The 11,875-nt window shown below is 60.5% G+C and carries 15 protein-coding genes and 1 tRNA gene; 1 reads left to right on the top strand and 15 read right to left on the bottom strand.

Features of this window, described 5'->3' with window-relative positions:
* Positions 1–24: 24 nt before the first annotated feature.
* The 8 genes from PQR40_RS22105 to PQR40_RS22140 form a co-directional block, all read right to left on the bottom strand.
* Positions 25–1,149: a methyltransferase gene (locus PQR40_RS22105; RefSeq protein WP_408235976.1), complete on the bottom strand. Its 1,125-nt coding sequence runs from the start codon at positions 1,147–1,149 to the stop codon at positions 25–27.
* Positions 1,150–1,745: 596 nt separating this feature from the next.
* Positions 1,746–1,821 (bottom strand) — tRNA-Thr (locus PQR40_RS22110).
* Between the two features lie 19 nt (positions 1,822–1,840).
* Complete coding sequence (locus PQR40_RS22115) at positions 1,841–2,368, bottom strand: ClpXP protease specificity-enhancing factor (RefSeq protein ID WP_408235979.1); 528 nt, start codon at positions 2,366–2,368, stop codon at positions 1,841–1,843.
* 74 nt (positions 2,369–2,442) lie between these two features.
* Complete coding sequence (locus PQR40_RS22120) at positions 2,443–3,054, bottom strand: glutathione S-transferase N-terminal domain-containing protein (protein ID WP_006052302.1); 612 nt, start codon at positions 3,052–3,054, stop codon at positions 2,443–2,445.
* A gap of 94 nt (positions 3,055–3,148) precedes the next feature.
* Positions 3,149–3,904 (bottom strand): cytochrome c1, encoded by a 756-nt coding sequence (locus tag PQR40_RS22125; RefSeq protein WP_408235982.1) that lies wholly within the window; start codon positions 3,902–3,904, stop codon positions 3,149–3,151.
* 23 nt (positions 3,905–3,927) lie between these two features.
* Complete coding sequence (locus PQR40_RS22130; protein WP_408235985.1) at positions 3,928–5,307, bottom strand: cytochrome b; 1,380 nt, start codon at positions 5,305–5,307, stop codon at positions 3,928–3,930.
* Positions 5,307–5,927, bottom strand: a complete 621-nt coding sequence (gene petA, locus PQR40_RS22135) for a ubiquinol-cytochrome c reductase iron-sulfur subunit (protein WP_408236133.1) — start codon at positions 5,925–5,927, stop codon at positions 5,307–5,309. The genes PQR40_RS22130 and petA overlap by 1 nt, the downstream gene beginning before the upstream one ends.
* A gap of 221 nt (positions 5,928–6,148) precedes the next feature.
* Complete coding sequence (locus PQR40_RS22140; RefSeq protein WP_325044347.1) at positions 6,149–6,895, bottom strand: Nif3-like dinuclear metal center hexameric protein; 747 nt, start codon at positions 6,893–6,895, stop codon at positions 6,149–6,151.
* Between the two features lie 19 nt (positions 6,896–6,914).
* On the opposite strand from PQR40_RS22140, the gene PQR40_RS22145 reads away from it, so the two are divergent.
* The gene (locus PQR40_RS22145; protein WP_408235989.1) at positions 6,915–8,141 is read left to right on the top strand and encodes a Do family serine endopeptidase; all 1,227 of its coding nucleotides are present in this window, start codon (positions 6,915–6,917) and stop codon (positions 8,139–8,141) included.
* 140 nt (positions 8,142–8,281) lie between these two features.
* Here PQR40_RS22145 and tatC read toward each other — a convergent pair whose 3' ends face one another.
* The 7 genes from tatC to hisI form a co-directional block, all read right to left on the bottom strand.
* Entirely contained in the window at positions 8,282–9,061 is a 780-nt protein-coding gene (gene tatC / locus PQR40_RS22150) for a twin-arginine translocase subunit TatC (RefSeq protein WP_408235992.1), read from the bottom strand.
* A 34-nt stretch (positions 9,062–9,095) separates the two neighbouring features.
* Positions 9,096–9,614, bottom strand: a complete 519-nt coding sequence (gene tatB / locus PQR40_RS22155; protein ID WP_408509883.1) for a Sec-independent protein translocase protein TatB — start codon at positions 9,612–9,614, stop codon at positions 9,096–9,098.
* Positions 9,615–9,653: 39 nt separating this feature from the next.
* Entirely contained in the window at positions 9,654–9,893 is a 240-nt protein-coding gene (gene tatA / locus PQR40_RS22160; RefSeq protein ID WP_028199650.1) for a Sec-independent protein translocase subunit TatA, read from the bottom strand.
* Positions 9,894–10,137: 244 nt separating this feature from the next.
* Positions 10,138–10,503 (bottom strand): histidine triad nucleotide-binding protein, encoded by a 366-nt coding sequence (locus tag PQR40_RS22165; RefSeq protein ID WP_408216755.1) that lies wholly within the window; start codon positions 10,501–10,503, stop codon positions 10,138–10,140.
* Between the two features lie 82 nt (positions 10,504–10,585).
* Positions 10,586–10,981: a DUF4870 family protein gene (locus PQR40_RS22170; RefSeq protein ID WP_408216758.1), complete on the bottom strand. Its 396-nt coding sequence runs from the start codon at positions 10,979–10,981 to the stop codon at positions 10,586–10,588.
* Between the two features lie 94 nt (positions 10,982–11,075).
* Positions 11,076–11,468 carry a phosphoribosyl-ATP diphosphatase gene (locus tag PQR40_RS22175; RefSeq protein WP_408235998.1) on the bottom strand — a complete coding sequence of 131 codons (393 nt, stop codon included), beginning with the start codon at positions 11,466–11,468 and terminating at the stop codon, positions 11,076–11,078.
* Complete coding sequence (hisI, locus tag PQR40_RS22180; RefSeq protein WP_408338238.1) at positions 11,465–11,875, bottom strand: phosphoribosyl-AMP cyclohydrolase; 411 nt, start codon at positions 11,873–11,875, stop codon at positions 11,465–11,467. Before hisI ends, PQR40_RS22175 begins: the two co-directional genes overlap by 4 nt.

Genomic DNA, 11,875 nt, shown 5'->3' on the forward strand with positions numbered 1-11,875 from the left:
GCGCGCTTCCTTGCGCGCCATCATTTAGCGCGCCTTCAAACGCCAGAGCGACGTCATTTCAGCCACGCGCGCCGTGTGCAGCGCATCGGTCTCGTCGGTCGACTTCGGGTGCCGCGGACGAATGTCCTCGCGACCCACCACGGTCAGCCCGGCCTTTTCAATGGCCGCAAGCAACCACTCGCGTGTGCGCAATCCAAGATGCTCGGCGAAATCCGACATGATCAGCCAGCCTTCCCCACCCGGCGACAAATGCTCCGCGAGGCCGTTCAGGAAACCGAGCAACATACGGCTTTCCGCATCGTAGACCGCATATTCGATCGGTGATGCGGGTCGCGCCGGCACCCACGGCGGATTGCAGACCACCAGTGGCGCACGGCCTTCCGGAAACAGATCGGCTTGCACGACCTCGACCTGCTGAACGTAGCCGAGACGCGTGAGGTTCTCGCGCGCACAGTCAAGTGCTCGCGGATCCTGATCGGTCGCGACGATTTTCTTCACGCCGCGTTTGGCGAGCAGCGCAGCCAGCACGCCCGTGCCAGTGCCGATATCGAACGCCTTGTTCAGAGACGGCAACGGCGTGCGCGCGACCAGATCCACATATTCGCCACGCACCGGCGAGAACACGCCGTAGTGCGGATGAATGCGCTCGCCCAGCGCGGGAATTTCCACGCCCTTCTTACGCCACTCGTGCGCACCGATCAGACCGAGCAATTCGCGCAGCGACACGACAGACGGTTCGTCGGCAGACGGCCCATAAGTCTCCATGCACGCCTGCTGCACTTCAGGCGCGCGGCGCAGCGGGATGCCGTAAGCGGCGTCGAGCGGGATCAGGATCATGCCGAGCGTGCGGGCACGTTGCGACTGCGCCTGACGATGCAGGTTGAACACGTCGATCGGCGTTTCGCCCTGCTTGCGCGGTTTGCGTTCCAGGCGGCGCGTGACCGCCTGCAATAGTTGGCGAGCGTTCTGGAAGTCGCCGTTCCACAGCAGCGCCGTACCTTCGCAGGCGAGGCGGTAGGCTGAGTCAGCCGTTGTGCGGTCATCCGCGACGACGACGCGTTTGGGCGGCGGCACCGCGGCTTCGGAGCGCCAACGCGCGGTGCGGGGGCCGTCGGCTTCGGGCCAGGTGATAGTTGCGGGGCTGGTCATGGTGAAGGTGGGATGTGTTGTGCGGGAGTGACGCGGTGAAATCTCGCGTCTCGGGGGCGTTGCCCGCCGAACTGAACGGATAGTGATGCCGACTGACGCCCGAATAGTACCTCTCCCGGCTGGATTCGCGGGACGGTATCTGTTGGCCGCCGCCGGGATAAGGCCGATGCGAGCGCCTTTTACTACGGCCTGCCGGCAAGCGGTGGACTAAAAAGTCCACAATCGACAAGGTGAATGAGATCTGGCAAAAATGAGCCATTTCCCGTCTCGCTCAGCACCCTGCTTCGACAGGCCTACGCGTTTCCAGACCGTCAGGCAGCGGCCGCCGAACGCAAGCCCAGCGGGGCTCAGACAGCATTCTGGTTATTCGCGGCGAAGCTCCCACGGTCGTCTATTTGCACGGCCCCCGTGTTGTCCCATCGAGCAATATCGCGACCCTTGACGCCAATATTTTTTTGGACGCCGAGCGCTCGCTTTTACTCTCACTCTCGCGCCGCATTGCGCCGGGCACCATCAGTACCGCCACCAGCCTGATTTCTCGCCAGGAATAAAAAAACGGGTTTCTGAAATTCTTCAGAAACCCGTTTTCTTACAACTGGTGCCGGCTGCAGGACTCGAACCCGCCACCTCATGATTACAAGTCAAGCGCTCTACCTGATGAGCTAAGCCGGCATGAGGCCGTGATTCTACTTCATTTCACGATCTTGAGGCGAGCCCTTCCGCCACCTTTTGATCCATCATCGTCAGGCTGCGGGCCATCCGTCGCGCTATCCGCTTTGGCGGCAGCGGCATCGGTTGCCGGCGACGCTTCGACCGCGCGCGGCGCCGTGGCGCGTGGTGCAGCTAGCGCCTCTGTCTCGTCCGCCAGTTCCGCGTCGGCGCCTGAATCCTGCGCTTCGCCGCCTGCCGACTCGACCGGGAACGCCATACCCTGCCCGTTTTCGCGCGCATAGATCGCGAGAATATTGGCGATCGGCACTTCGATCTTGTGCGACTTGCCGGAGAAGCGCGCGCTGAACTCGATCCATTCATTGCCCATCTGCAACTGGCTGGTCGCCTCGAAGCTGATGTTCAACACGATCTCGTTATCGCGCACGAACTGACGCGGCACGCGCGTCTGATTGTCGACCCGGACCGCAATATGCGGCGTGTAGCCGTTATCCGTGCACCACTCGTACAGCGCGCGCAGCAGATAGGGCTTGGTGGAAATCTCTTGCATCAACAGTCCTCTTACCGGGTTTGGGCGCGCACGGAAAACAATCGAGACGCGGCGCCCTCACCCCAAAGCCAAACTCAACGACGCATCACCTTTTCCGAAGGCGTCAGCGCTTCGATATAAGCCGGGCGGCTGAAAATGCGTTCGGCGTACTTCATCAGCGGCGCAGCGTTCTTCGACAGCTCAATGCCGTAGTGATCCAGACGCCACAGCAACGGCGCGATCGCGACGTCCAGCATCGAGAACTCTTCGCCAAGCATGTACTTGTTCTTCAGGAAGATCGGTGCGAGCTGCGTGAGACGATCGCGGATCGCAAGACGTGCCTTCTCGTGATTCTTCTCAGCGGCCTTACCCTTTTCGTTTTCGAGCGTGCCGACGTGAACGAACAGTTCCTTTTCGAAATTGAGCAGGAACAGGCGGGCGCGCGCACGCTGAACCGGATCGGCCGGCATCAGTTGCGGGTGCGGGAAGCGCTCGTCGATATACTCGTTGATGATGTTCGATTCGTACAGAATCAGGTCCCGTTCGACAAGAATCGGCACTTGACCATACGGATTCATCACAGCGATGTCTTCCGGCTTGTTAAACAGATCGACGTCGCGGATTTCGAAGTCCATGCCCTTTTCGAACAACACCAGCCGGCAGCGCTGGGAGAACGGGCAAGTTGTGCCGGAATACAGAACCATCATGTTTACGTTTCCTCAAAAAGCTGAAAGGCCAGCGCGCAGAAAAACCGTATCACAGGTTCTTCCTGGCGCCGGCCCCACGCCGGTGACAGCGTGATTATTTGATATCTTTCCAGTACGCGGCGTTCAATCGCCAGGCGAAAAAGCTCAGGATCCCGAGGAACAGCAGTACCCACACGCCAAGCTGTTTGCGGGTTTTCTGCGTCGGTTCGGACATCCATGACAGGTACGACACGAGGTCGGCCACAGCAGAATCATAATCTACCGGCGACATTGTCCCCGGCGTGACCTGTTGAAAGCCGACAAACTTGTGTACCGTTTCACCTGTTTTCTCGTCGACTTCGTCACCGAACTTCGCGGTACGTTGCCCCTGAAGCTGCCACAGCACGTGAGGCATGCTCACGTTCTCATACACCAGATTGTTCCAGCCGGTCGGCCGCGTATTGTCGCGATAGAAACTGCGCAGATACGTGTACAGCCAGTCCTTGCTGCGCGCCCGCGCTTCCACAGACAAATCTGGCGGACTCGCACCGAACCACGCTTTCGCGTCGTCCGGGCGCATCGCCACGGTCATGGTGTTGCCGACTTTATCCGTGGTGAACAACAGGTTCGACTGAATTTCGTTCGGCGTAATGCCGAGGTCGGTCAGCCGGCTATAGCGCATCAGGTTCGCACTGTGACAATTCAGGCAATAGTTTACAAACAATTGAGCGCCGTGCTGCAACGAAGCAAAATTCTCCGCGTTATCGGGCGCGCGGTCGAGAGGGAAATTCTCGTCCGCGTGCGCCGGTCCTGCCAGCACCGCGAGCAGTGTCGCGCCGATCAGCGCGCACGTCGAAAGCAGTTTTTTCATCTTCGTGTTCTCCTGGCTCGCGATTAGTGGGGCTTGAACCGCACCCGCTCGGGCGGCTGCTTGAACGTGCCAAGCTTCGTCCAGACGGGCATACCGAGGAAAAACGCGAAGTAGATCAGCGCGCACACCTGTGCAATCAACGTCGAGGCAGGCGACGGCGGTTTGGTGCCGAGGAAACCCAACGTCAGGAAAGCGAGCACGAAGATCCCGTAGAACACCTTGTGAAAAAACGGCCGGTACCGGATCGACTTCACCGGCGAGCGGTCGAGCCACGGCAGGAAAAACAGCGAGATCACCGCGCCGCCCATCACCACCACGCCCCAGAACTTCGATTCGGTGAACGCCATGGCCAGAACCACCAGCACCGCGAGCACCGGCAAACCGAGCTTCCACTTGCCGCGTGCGCGCACCAGCGCGAACAGACCGAGCAGCGCGATGATGATCATCAACACGATCTTGAACGGATCGGTGGTGGCACGCAGCATCGCATAGAAGGCGGTGAAGTACCACACCGGCGCAATTTCCTGCGGCGTTTGCAGCGGATTGGCGGGAATGAAGTTATTCGCTTCAAGGAAATACCCGCCCATCTCCGGCGCGAAGAAAATGATCGCCGCGAAGATCATCAAGAACACCGACACGCCCATGAAATCGTGCACGGAGTAGTACGGATGGAAAGGAATACCGTCGAGCGGAATGCCATCCGGGCCCTTCTTCGCCTTGATCTCGATGCCGTCGGGGTTGTTCGAACCCACTTCATGCAACGCCACCAGGTGAGCGACCACCAGCCCGATCAGCACCAGCGGAATCGCGATTACGTGAAACGCGAAAAAGCGGTTCAGCGTGACGTCCGAGACGACATAGTCGCCGCGAATCCACAGCGACAGATCCGGCCCGATGAACGGAATCGCCGAGAACAGGTTCACGATCACCTGCGCGCCCCAGAACGACATCTGGCCCCACGGCAGCAGGTAGCCGAAGAACGCCTCGGCCATCAGGCACAGAAAGATCGCGCAGCCGAACACCCACACCAGTTCGCGCGGCTTACGGTACGAGCCGTACATCAGCCCGCGGAACATATGCAGATACACGACGACGAAGAACATCGACGCGCCCGTGGAGTGCATATAGCGGATCAGCCAGCCCCACGGCACCTCACGCATGATGTACTCGACCGACGAGAACGCGAGCGTCGCGTCGGGCTTGTAGTTCATCGTGAGGAAGATGCCGGTGACGATCTGATTGACCAGCACCAGCAGTGCGAGCGACCCGAAGAAGTACCAGAAGTTGAAGTTCTTCGGCGCGTAGTACTCGGAAACGTGCTTCTTCCAGGTGGACGTCAGAGGAAAGCGCCGGTCGATCCAGCCGACCAGCCCGGTCGTCTCTACTTCATGTTCGATCGCCATTACGCTTCTCCTTTCTCGTCCTTGCCGATCACGAGGCCGGTGGCCGACGTAAACATGTAAGGCGGGATGTCGAGGTTCTGCGGCGCAGGTTTGTTCTTGAAGACGCGGCCGGCCATGTCATAGGTCGAGCCATGGCAAGGGCAGAGGAAGCCGCCTGGCCAGTCGTCAGGAAGATTGGGCTGCGGCCCCTCCTGGAAGCGCGGCGTCGGCGTGCAGCCCAGATGGGTGCATACGGCGACGGCGACGAAAAGATTCTTGTGGTCGGTGCGTGAACGGAATTCGTTGTTGCAATACTCCGGCAACGGCATCGAAAAAGGATTCTTGGTGTGAGGATCCGCTACTTCGTTATCGGCTTTCTGGACATCGGCGAGCATCCTGTCGGTGCGGTTGATGATCCACACCGGCTTACCACGCCAGGCAACGGTCTTCATGTCACCAGGCTTGAGATCACTGATATCGACTTCGACCGGGGCGCCTGCCGCCTTGGCCTTTTCAGATGGTGCAAACGAACTAACAAAGGGTACGACAGTGGCAACGCCTCCTATGCCACCTGCTACGGTCGTCGCTATCAGCCAGGTACGGCGGCCGCCGTCGACGCGTTCATCTTCCTTGTCTCGCATTACACGCCCCACTTCTGAGTTGGATTTTTCCTTCACGTCGCTTCTACCGCCGCTAGTTTGCGCGAATGGAGTCGGCATTTACAAGGCCCCATTGCCAAAAACCGTGCGAAGCCCTTGATAAGTCAGGGTTTCTCCGTACGGATCGCAAACTTTTTTGCACCTCCTTTTAAGCGTCCTCTGCGTTATTCGTGCCTTTTTCTTATCTAATGCCGAATTTCAATTCAAACGGGATTGGGGATATCGATAAACAGGTGCTCGATATCGAACTGCTCGGACAGATGCTTGCCCACCGCCTGCACGCCGAAACGCTCGGTGGCGTGATGGCCGGCTGCGAGGAATGCGACGCCGCTTTCCGCCGACGTGTGCATCACCGATTCCGACACTTCGCCGGTCAGGTAGACGTCAGCGCCGGCATTGATCGCGGCCTCGAACATGCCTTGCGCGGCGCCCGTGCACCAGCCTACGCGGCGCAGTTCGCGATCCGGGTCGCCGAACACAAGCGGCGTGCGGCCGAGCGTCTGCTCGACTTGCGCGGTGAAGTGCGCAAGCGTGATCGGCATCGGAAACGTGGCGAGCCAGCCGAGATCGTTCTCACCGAAGCGCGCGTCGCTGATCCAGCCCATCTTCGCGCCGATCTGCGCGTTGTTGCCGAACTCGGGATGGTCGTCGAGCGGCAGGTGATAGGCGAACAGGTTCAGGTCGTTGGCGATCAGCAGCTTCAGCCGCGCGTGTTTGCGCCCGGTGATCTGCGGCGCCTCGTTGCGCCAGAAGTAGCCGTGATGGACCAGCACCGCATCCGCGCCCCAGTCGAGCGCGGCCTCGAGAAAGGCCACTGAAGCCGTCACGCCGGTCGCGAGCTTATTGATCCGGCGGCGCCCTTCCACCTGCAATCCATTGGGGCAATAGTCCTTGAAGCGCGCGGTTTCAAGAACATTGTTCAAGTACAATTCAAGTTCGATCCGATCCATATAAACCTCTAGTCTTCAGATGCTTAGACGCTTTTGGCTGTTCTTTGCCCAAGCGGTGACCGTGCTGTTGGCGCTGATGTTCATCATTGCGACCCTCAAACCGCAGTGGCTCCAGCGTCAAGGGCAATTCGGCAAGCAACTCGCCGAACCGATCGTCGCGCTTCGGGAAGTGGCGCCAGGCATCGGCACCGGCCCTGCGCAGGCGTCCTATGCAGACGCCGCGCAAAAAGCCATGCCGGCGGTCGTCAATGTGTTTTCCAGCAAAGATGGCTCACTGCCACCCGACCCGCGCGCGAAAGACCCGTTGTTCCGCTATTTCTTCGGCGACAAGAACAAAGGCAAGCAGCAGGAACAACCGGCCTCGAATCTCGGCTCAGGTGTGATCGTGAGTTCGGAAGGTTACATTCTAACGAACCAGCACGTCGTGGACGGCGCCGATCAGATCGAAATCGCGCTCGCCGACGGCCGCACCACCAATGCCAAGGTGATCGGCGTCGATCCTGAGACCGATCTGGCCGTGCTGAAGGTCAACATGACCAACCTGCCCACCATCACGCTCGGCCGTATGGATCAGACGCGCGTGGGCGACGTGGTGCTGGCGATCGGCAATCCATTCGGCGTCGGCCAGACGGTGACCATGGGTATTGTTAGCGCGCTCGGGCGCAATCACCTCGGCATCAACACGTTCGAAAACTTCATTCAGACCGACGCGCCCATCAACCCGGGTAACTCGGGCGGCGCTCTGGTCGACGTGAACGGCAACCTGCTCGGCATCAATACCGCCATCTATTCGCGCTCGGGCGGCTCGCTCGGCATCGGCTTCGCGATTCCTGTCTCGACCGCGCGCAGCGTGCTGGAGAGCATCATCACGACGGGCTCGGTCACGCGCGGCTGGATCGGCGTGGAGCCGCAGGACGTCACGCCGGAAATCGCCGAATCGTTTGGGCTCCAGCAGAAGTCGGGCGCGATCGTCGCAGGCGTGCTGAAAAACGGGCCGGCCGACCGGGCCGGCATCAAGCCGGGCGACATCCTGGTGAGCGTGGACGGCCAGGAGATCACTGACACCACGCGTCTGTTGAACGTCATCGCGCAGATCAAGCCGGGCACGGCGGCGAAGGTTCACCTGGTGCGCAAGAGCCACGAGATGGATCTGGACGTGACCATCGGCAAACGCCCGCCGCCGCCAAAGCAACCGGCGGAAGACGACAACGGCGGCGGCGATCAGCAGGACGACGACGGCGGTTGAAAACGGAGTGGCGCTTCAGCGGGCACGGCAAACCAAGACAGCACCGCCACCGCAAAAACAAAGGGCAGTCCGCAATGGACTGCCCTTTTTGCTGCGCCCGGCCTTCCGCCTAGCGCGACCAGCGCCCGAGGCACATTACATCAATTCGGCGGACTCGCATCCTCAACAACCGCCCGCTGCTTGCCGACAATCAACCGCGCAGCAATGATGCCCACCTCGTACAGCACGATTAGCGGAACCGCCAGAATCAGCTGCGAGAACACGTCCGGCGGCGTCACCACCGCTGAAATCACGAACGCAGCCACGATCACATACGGACGGATTTCCTTGAGCTTCTTGATGGTCAGCACGTTCATGCGGACCAGCAGCACCACGACAATCGGCACTTCGAACGTCACCCCGAACGCGAGGAACATGGTCAGCACGAAGCTCAGGTAGTTGTCGATATCGGTGTTCATCTCCGCGCCGAGCGGCGCGTTGTAGTGCGCCATCACGCGAAAGATGGTCGGAAACACCACGAAGTACGCGAACGCCATGCCGCACAGGAACAGCGTGTAGCTGCTGCCCACCAGCGGCCCGACCAGTTTCTTCTCATGCTGATACAGACCCGGCGCGACGAACGCCCAGATCTGGTACAGCACGATCGGCAGCGCAATCACGAAGGCGACCATCATGGTCACCTTCATCGGCACGAAGAACGAGCCGGTCACATCCGTGACGATCATCTTGCCGTCCTTCGGCAGATTCTGCATCAGGGGCCGCGCCAGCAGCCGGAAGATATCCGGCGCCCAATACACGAGCCCGACAAACACCACGATGACGGCAAGGCCGGCGCGAATGATACGGTCGCGCAATTCAACGAGGTGGGAAATGAAGGTCTCTTCAGTGCCTTCGTCCTGGGTCTGCTGGGGGTCGCTCACACCGGCCCTCGGTTAGAGATTGTCGTTCTGATCATCAGAAGAACCGCGTCTGACGACGCATGGTGGCCGGCGTATGCCGCGCCACCCGCGCAGCGCCCGACTGCACGCGCGTGCGGCGCGTGGTGGCGCGCTTGTACCAGGTGGGCATGGCCGCCTGCTTGACGCGCCAGTTCTTGCGTTTGGGGCCTGCCGGTGGCGTGCTGGTTCGCCACGGCGAATTGCCGGCATCTTCGAGCGCCCCGCTGGCAATGCTCGGCGACACCGACGTGCCGCTATTCCACGCGTCGTTCAGTTCGGACTCGTGCTTGCGCAGATTGTCCTGAACGCTGGTTTCGACGTTGCTGGCCGCCGCTTCGAACTCGGTTTTCATGCGACGCAATTCGTCGAGTTCGATTTCGCGGGTGACTTCAGCCTTTACGTCGTTGATATACCGCTGCGCGCGGCCGAACAACGCGCCGGCCGTGCGGGCGACGCGAGGCAGGCGCTCAGGCCCGAGTACGACCAGCGCGACGACGCCGATCAGCGCCATCTTGGTTAGACCGAGGTCCAGCATGAAGTGGAGTGTCCGTCAGTAACGCGGTTGGGCCGCGGCTTAGCGGTAATCGCCGGAACGCGGCGTCTTTTCCTTCGCATCCACATCCACGGTGCCGTTACGCGGCAGTTCGCGCTGTTGCGCTTCACCTGCGGGCGTTTCGGCTTCCTTCATGCCTTCCTTGAAACCCTTCACCGCGCCACCCAGATCGGTGCCGATATTGCGCAGCTTCTTCGTGCCGAACACGAGCGCCACGATCAGCAACACGATCAGCCAATGCCAAATGCTCAACGAACCCATGACTACTCTCCTTAACCCCGACACCGCATCTTGATGCGGCAAAACTCGTGCGCCTTGCGGCGTGAATCGAAGCGCGTACGCTCCATCTATACGTTGCCGCGAGCTGTTCCGATGCAACCGGCAACACGGCGTGTCATTGTGACCTGACGATCGCGTCGGCGTCATTACAGTGCGGCAAAAACAACGGCCGCGCTATTGTCGACCGCCAAAACTCGCCGCGCGCCTCACGGCCCGCAGTTATCTGTCAGCCCATTCGCTGCCACGGACGCGGCCCTGCGAGGATGTGCGCGTGCAGGTGATACACCTCTTGCCCGCCGCCCGGACCGGTATTGATTACCGTGCGAAAACCGGTTTCACCACCGGTGTACGCCACGCCCAATTGGTCGGCCAGACGCGCCACCAACACAAGCATTCTACCAAGCAGCGGTGTATCGCTTTCGGTGCAATTCGACAGCGTGGCGATGTGTTTGCGGGGAATCACCAGCACATGCGTTTCCGCTGCCGGACGGATGTCGCGGAAGGCAACAAACTCCTCGTCTTCGTGGACTTTGGTCGACGGAATCTCGCCGGCGGCGATCTTGCAGAAAAGGCAGTTCGGGTCGTGACTCATCGTATTCCTGACACAGTATGGCTAGAGCGCGAAGCGCGACACGACGTGGCTCATGCCCAACCCGACCACAGCCGGACTCGACTCAGAACCAGCCGCGCGGATTCGCGAGCGGCTTGTTATCGTACAGATACAGCCAGCCTTTGATAATACGGTACAGCATCCAGATGCTGACGGCCCACAGAACCGGAATACCGATCACCACGAACAGCAGCACGCCACCGATCGCATAACCCAGCAAGGCCATCCAGAACGAGCGGATCTGCCACTCGAAGTGCGCTTCGTAAGGCGTACCCACCACATCGGGCCGCTTCACGTAGTTGATGATGATCGCGATCAGAATCGTCAGGCCGCCGGTCAGCCAGTGGACCGCATACAGGCCGTACAGCACATGCGTGAGCGTGCGCAGACTCCGTTCGCGCTCTGGCTCGATCGCGTTGCGATAAACCGGCGGCGGATAATTTCCTTGCGACTGTTCCATGCTTGCGTCCTCCCGAGGATGCGATCCTATGCGTTCAGTGCAATGTGGGTACCGACGTTCGCCACTTCAAGACAGGGCGGACAAATCCGGACAATCAGTCGCCGTTCTGCTCGCGCTCGCGGCTCTTGCGCAGCGCCTTTTCCTCGATGCCCGACAGGCCTTCACGGCGCTCGAGTTCGGCAAGCACGTCCGCCGGGCTCAAGTCAAAATGCGACAGCATCACGAGGCAGTGAAACCACAGGTCCGCCACTTCGCCGACCAGCGCGTTCGGCGCGCCGCCCTGACGCACGTCTTTGGCGGCCAGTACGACTTCGGTGGCTTCTTCGCCGATCTTCTTGAGAACCGCATCATCGCCCTTGTGGAACAGGCGCGACACGTACGAGACGTCCGGATCGCCGCCCTTGCGACTGTCGATGATGGCCGCGAGACGCAGCAGCGTGTCGTTGGCGGACGAAGAGGGTTCCGTGGATTGAGTGGATTGCGTCATTTGTAGATGTGTTCGGGGTCTTTCAGCACGGGATCGACGGCGACCCAGCCACCATCTTCAACCGTGCCTTCGAATTTCTGGAAAAAACACGAGTGACGGCCGGTGTGGCACGCGATGCCCGACACCTGTTCGACCTTCAACAACACGACGTCTTCGTCGCAATCGAGCCGTACTTCATGCACATGCTGCACGTGGCCGGACTCCTCGCCCTTGAACCACAAGCGCTGGCGTGAGCGCGAGAAATACACCGCGCGGCCGGTTTCGACGGTTTTCGCCAATGCTTCGCGGTTCATCCACGCGAACATCAGCACGTCGTTGGTCGACGCTTCCTGCGCGATCACCGGCACGAGGCCGTTCGCGTCCCATCTGACCTTGTCGAGCCACTCTGCTGCAGAAGGATTCACCAC

This window comes from Paraburkholderia sediminicola, from assembly GCF_046026855.1.
In the GTDB taxonomy this organism is placed as follows: domain Bacteria; phylum Pseudomonadota; class Gammaproteobacteria; order Burkholderiales; family Burkholderiaceae; genus Paraburkholderia; species Paraburkholderia sediminicola_A.

What these genes read in the sequence shown, in the direction of transcription:
- PQR40_RS22165 (WP_408216755.1), bottom strand. Translation starts at nt 10,503, where the DNA reads ATGAGTCACGACCCGAACTGCCTTTTCTGCAAGATCGCCGCCGGCGAG.
- PQR40_RS22130 (WP_408235985.1), bottom strand. Translation starts at nt 5,307, where the DNA reads ATGGCGATCGAACATGAAGTAGAGACGACCGGGCTGGTCGGCTGGATC.
- PQR40_RS22120 (WP_006052302.1), bottom strand. Translation starts at nt 3,054, where the DNA reads ATGATGGTTCTGTATTCCGGCACAACTTGCCCGTTCTCCCAGCGCTGC.
- tatB (WP_408509883.1), bottom strand. Translation starts at nt 9,614, where the DNA reads ATGCTGGACCTCGGTCTAACCAAGATGGCGCTGATCGGCGTCGTCGCG.
- PQR40_RS22140 (WP_325044347.1), bottom strand. Translation starts at nt 6,895, where the DNA reads ATGGATCGGATCGAACTTGAATTGTACTTGAACAATGTTCTTGAAACC.
- PQR40_RS22105 (WP_408235976.1), bottom strand. Translation starts at nt 1,149, where the DNA reads ATGACCAGCCCCGCAACTATCACCTGGCCCGAAGCCGACGGCCCCCGC.
- petA (WP_408236133.1), bottom strand. Translation starts at nt 5,927, where the DNA reads ATGCGAGACAAGGAAGATGAACGCGTCGACGGCGGCCGCCGTACCTGG.
- PQR40_RS22170 (WP_408216758.1), bottom strand. Translation starts at nt 10,981, where the DNA reads ATGGAACAGTCGCAAGGAAATTATCCGCCGCCGGTTTATCGCAACGCG.
- tatA (WP_028199650.1), bottom strand. Translation starts at nt 9,893, where the DNA reads ATGGGTTCGTTGAGCATTTGGCATTGGCTGATCGTGTTGCTGATCGTG.
- PQR40_RS22115 (WP_408235979.1), bottom strand. Translation starts at nt 2,368, where the DNA reads ATGCAAGAGATTTCCACCAAGCCCTATCTGCTGCGCGCGCTGTACGAG.
- PQR40_RS22125 (WP_408235982.1), bottom strand. Translation starts at nt 3,904, where the DNA reads ATGAAAAAACTGCTTTCGACGTGCGCGCTGATCGGCGCGACACTGCTC.
- PQR40_RS22175 (WP_408235998.1), bottom strand. Translation starts at nt 11,468, where the DNA reads ATGACGCAATCCACTCAATCCACGGAACCCTCTTCGTCCGCCAACGAC.
- PQR40_RS22145 (WP_408235989.1), top strand. Translation starts at nt 6,915, where the DNA reads ATGCTTAGACGCTTTTGGCTGTTCTTTGCCCAAGCGGTGACCGTGCTG.